This window comes from Rhodococcus sp. NPDC058532, assembly GCF_042719255.1.
Lineage (GTDB): Bacteria > Actinomycetota > Actinomycetes > Mycobacteriales > Mycobacteriaceae > Rhodococcus_G.
On the sequence record NZ_JBHXNU010000007.1, the window covers coordinates 20,106 to 25,218 of the forward strand.

General features: G+C 66.8%; 1 protein-coding gene. It reads left to right on the forward strand.

The window, feature by feature from the left end; translation table 11 throughout:
• Positions 1 to 261: 261 nt before the first annotated feature.
• Entirely contained in the window at positions 262 to 4,980 is a 4,719-nt protein-coding gene (locus ACFWQG_RS10545; protein WP_378507569.1) for a DUF5979 domain-containing protein, read from the forward strand.
• Positions 4,981 to 5,113: the final 133 nt, after the last annotated feature.

Here is a 5,113-nt window from a genome sequence, read left to right on the forward strand (position 1 = left end):
GAGCGAATTGGTGTGATGTGGTGCGGGGGTGGGTACCGTTAGAAATGCGTGACCGGAGGGGGTGGGAGAGGGGCGCCGCGGGGGTTGGCCCAGGCGGCGCCACTCTGAGCAATTGCAGTCTGTTTGCTGTCCTCGCGTCCGCGGTATGAACGTGCGTATCGAACGAAGGGTGCCGTCTTGCGTAACCATGTCTTCCGACGTCGTGGCGGAACGGAGGTGGTGTCTCGGTGGGCTGCGCTGGGGATGGTTCTGACTGTCCTGATGCTGGTCATGACCTCGTTCTCGCTCGCCCCGGTTGCTTCGGCAACCGAAACCGAGACCACGACCTCCCCGCCGACCACCACGACCACGACGCCGCCGCCTGAGCTCACGACGACGACGCCTCCCGCGGTGACGACGACGCCTCCCGCGGTCACCACCACGACGCCTCCCGCGGTCACCACCACGAAGGCGCCCGCGGTCACGACCGCGCCGACCACGACCACGCCGGAGGAGTCGGAGTCGGAGGAGCCCACGTCCGAGAAGCCGACGGTCACGACGACGGCGCCGACGACGACCACCCCCGCAGTGGAAAAGCGGCAGGTCGCGCGCGGACTTAACCCCGGCATCGTCGTCGAGATCACCGACATCCAGGTCGAGGGCGGAACCAACGACGAGCAGATCACCGTCGGTGACGCCGTCACGGTGTCCGGCACCTGGGACGCCTCCGCCGCCGATCCGAAGGCAGGCGACGAGTTCACGGTCAAGTTCCCCGACGAGCTGAAGCTCGACGCAAACCCAAACCTGCAGCTCAAGGGTGAGGACGGCACGGTCTGGGGCAACTGCGTGCTCGACGGCAGCACCAACCTCATGAACTGCGTGCTCACCGACGCGGTGACGGCCAACCCCGAGCTGGTGCACGGCACCTTCACCGTCTTCACCAAGGCGGTCGAATACACCACCTCCGAGGAGGTGGAGTTCGAGATCAACGGCGAGGGCACGCTGGTCGACCTGCCCGGCGAGGGCGGCATCAGCGACGGCAAGGACCTCGGTGACGCCACCAAGTCCGGCAAGCTCCAGCCGGACAAGCAGGCTGTGCGCTGGACCATCGACATCCCTGGCTCCGATCTCATCGCCCTGGATGCGGGTAATACCGGTTCGGTGCAGCTGAGTGACGAACTCTCGGCCAACATGAAGCTGTGCGACGACGGCCGGCTCAACGCCAAGCTGTTTTCCGGACGTCCGGGCGCACTGACCGAGGTCCCGGGCGGCGTCACCATCACCCAGAACGCGGCGGGCGACCCGGTCATCATCGACATCAACACCGGCGCGCCGTTCGAGAAGGACCAGCTGTACCGCATCGAGTACGCCTCGTGCACCACCAGCGGCACCGTGGATCCCAAGGACACCCAGTACGACAACTCGATCACCATCGGTGACGAGACCGTCGGTGCCGGGGTCGGGCAGGACTGGGAGCCGACGACCGTGCCGAGCAAGTCCGGCAAGCTCCTCAACAGCAACGGTGAGCGTTACCGGGTCGCGGAGTGGACAGTCATGGTCCCCGGCACGTTCATCGAATCCAGCCCGGGCAAGAAGGTCACCATCGCGGACACGCTCACCGGCGGTCATGCCGTGTGCGACACCGGGCTTGCGCTGAAGATCGAGAAGGCGAACTACCTGCCGGGACCGGGCGGCGGAGGGGTCGGGCGCACCGACGTCACCGACCAGTTCGCCATCACCGAGGCGGCCACTCCCGGTGCGGAGGACTTCACCGTGTCCTTCACGCCGAACGATCCGTTCGACGTGGAGCAGTACTACTACGTGACCTACCGGTCCTGCCTGACCGGGGACGAGGTTCCGGATAACTCCGACGTGTTCACGAACACGGCGCTCGTCAACGGCTCCGAGGTCACCGCCTCGGTGAAGGGCCCCGAGTTCAAGGGCAACAAGAAGGGCGGCCTCAACACCGAGCCGACCGAGGTCGGCGGCGAGATGCAGCCGGCAGGCACGACGGTCGACTGGGACGCCGAGGTTCCCGGACGCAACCTGGAGGCGCTCACCGAGCGGGCGGTCATCACCGACACCTTCTCCGACACGTTGACCGTGTGCGATGTCAGCGGTGATCTCAAGGAGGACCTCAACTTCCGAGTCGTCGCGAAGGACGCCATCGGTGGCAGCGGCGCCGCCCCGGATCGCGACCTGACTGCCGACACCATCGTCACCCGCACCGCCAACGGGATCGAGATCACGCTCCCGAAGGACGACGCGGCAGGCGACTACAGCCGCGAGACGAAGTACGTCATCGAGTACACCCTCTGCACCGCGAGCGGCGGACTGGACGACCGTGGGACGGTGTACGGAAACTCGCTCGCCTACGAGGGCGCCGAGTTGACGAGCAGCGTCACGCAGACGTGGGGCGGCAGCGGCACCGGCGAGGGCGTGTCGCGAGGCTCGTTCTCGCTGCTGAAGCAGATCGACTCCGCCTCCGAGAAGTTCCCGGAGGGCACCGAGTTCACGGTCAAGGTCGAGGAGTTCGCTCCCGGCGTGGATCCGGCTGTCGGTCCCGCGTCGAGCACCTATGAGATCAAGGTGAAGGCAGACGGGACCCCGGTCAGCGGGCTCAACCCCCGCGGCACCGGGTGGACGATCCGGCTGTCCGAGGTCAACCTGCCGCAGGTCGACGGCGTCTACTTCGAGCAGGGCAAGTTCCGCCCGGCGGACGGCGTGACGCTCAGCGACGGTGACACCGTGGCGCTGGTCGAGATCGAGCCGAAGACCAATGTCGAGGTCAGCCTGGTCAACAAGGCGGTCCTCGGGGCGACGACGATCACCAAGACCGTCCTCAACCCGGAGAACACGGCGATCACCGGCGACGAGTCCTTCGTCATCAAGGCGGAGATCGCCTACGGTGACGGCGGAAGCGAGCTGCGGGAGTTCACGCTCAAGGGCGGCCAGTCCTATGAGCTGAAGGACCTGCCGATCGGGGCGAAGGTCACGTTCACCGAGGTCAAGCCGGTGAACACCGACCTCGTGACGTGGTCGGAGCCGGTGATCACTCCGCAGACGATCACCATCGGCACCGACGCGGCCGCCAACACGATCGCCGTCACCAACGAGGCCAAGATCACTCAGGGCACCTTCGAGCTGAGCAAGAAGCTCACGGGCCCGGAGGCGTCCAACGGCGCGGTTCCCGAGACGTTCGACGTGATCGCCACCTGGACGGACGCGGCGGGGGTCGAGCAGTCCAAGACGCTCACGCTGCCCTCCGACGGCACTCCGGTCCCGTTCGGGGAGAACCTGCCCGGCGGCACCAAGGTCACGCTGACCGAGGTGGTTCCAGACGACGGCAACGGTCTCGCCTGGGGCGTGCCGGCCTTCACCGGTGACGTCACGATCGACGGCGACTCCGGAGTGGTGACGATTGGCAAGGATCCGGGCACGGTCGAGGTGACGAACTTCGTCGACAAGAACGACGGCACCCTGCGCATCCTCAAGCAGGTCGCCGGCGAAGCGGCGGAGTCCGTCGGTGATGACGCGGAGTTCAAGGTCGAGGCCCGTTGGAAGGACGGTACGGAGTACCGGACCACGGTGTTGACCGTCAAGAACGGTGTCGCGACACCGCTCGGCGTCGATCTACCGATCGGCACTGAGGTGACGTTCACCGAGATCGGTCGCCCCGACATCGAGGGCGTCGAGTGGGGCACGATCACCTGGGGCACCGACCCGAGCGGTGAATCGTGGATCGTCTCCCACGCCGACGGCACCGCGACCGGCATCGTCTCGGATGACCCTACCGAGGGTCGCCTGATCACGCTGACGAACGAGGCGCTGTGGGAGTTCGGCTCGGTCGAGTTCACGAAGTACATCCTCGACGGTGACGAGCGCATCCCGGCCACCGACGCCGACCTGCCCGATGGCGCGGAGTTCGAGGTTCGGATCGACAACATCGATCCGCCGCTTCCCGCGGATGTCGAGTTCCCGGCAGTGGGCGAGACCATCACGCTGAACGCGGAGAACGGGTTCAGCTGGACGTCCGGCGATGTGCTGCCGCGGGGCACCGTGGTCACCTTCTCCGAGGTCGATCCCAAGGACCTGCCCGGCTTCGACTGGGCGCGGCCGTACTACTGGGTGGCCGAGGACGCCGGTGACGCGGACTACCGCAACACCGTCGGGATCGTGCCGGGTGAGCAGGCCGTGGTCGAGATCCACAACCGGATCATCCCGACCACCGACCTCGACATCGAGAAGATCGTGACCGGGCCCAAGGGCAATCAGGTCATGAAGGACCCGGCCGCGACCTTCCAGGTCACGGCGACCTGGACGGACGCAGACGGCGAGGCGCGCTCCTGCATCCTCGACGTCAAGCCCGGCGGATCGGTCACCCCGACCGCCCAGTGCGACGCGGCCGTCGTTGACGGCAAGGTCCAGTTCCCGCTCGACACCGAGGTCAACTTCGTCGAGACCGGCGCTCACACCGACGTGCCCAACGTTAAGTGGGGCGAGGTCGTGTGGGATGTGAAGGAGGGCGATGCGGAGGCGACCGCGCTCGACGGCGAGTCGACTGGCACCACCGTCACGCTCACCGGTGACGCGAACGGTTCGGTGGTGCTTGGTCTGGAGAACAAGACCAGCAGCAACGGTCTGATCATCATCCCGATCCCGATTCCGCTGCCGCCGTGGGGTGGAATTGTGATCCCGCCGTGGGGTGGCGGATCCTCGGTGCCGCCGTGGGGTGGTGGATCGTCGGTTCCGCCGGGGCCGGGAACGGGGACTCCCCCGGGGCCCAGCGTTCCGGGTGGACCCGGTTCGCCGGGGAACCCGGGCGGCTCCGGACACAACGGTGCCCCTGGCAAGCCGGCTCCGAGCAAGCCGGGCCAGTCGTCGTCGCTTCCCGTCACCGGAGCGAACGTCATCTGGCTCACCGGTGGCGCGCTGGCGCTGATCGCTGGTGGTGCCTGGCTGGCGCTGCGTAACCGCAGGAAGATGACCGGCGAGGAGTAGTCCTCCAGGTCGAAACACGGTAGTGGGGGGGGGGGGGGGAAAAAAGGGAAGGAGATAGTAACCCCCCCCCACCCCCCACCACCAGCCATCTCCCGCTCCCTCTGCCATAGCAAATGCTTGTCTCTCTTTTCCT

Bases quoted from the DNA above. Each gene is read 5' to 3' on its own strand.
- ACFWQG_RS10545 (WP_378507569.1), top strand. From the start codon at position 262: ATGCTGGTCATGACCTCGTTCTCGCTCGCCCCGGTTGCTTCGGCAACC.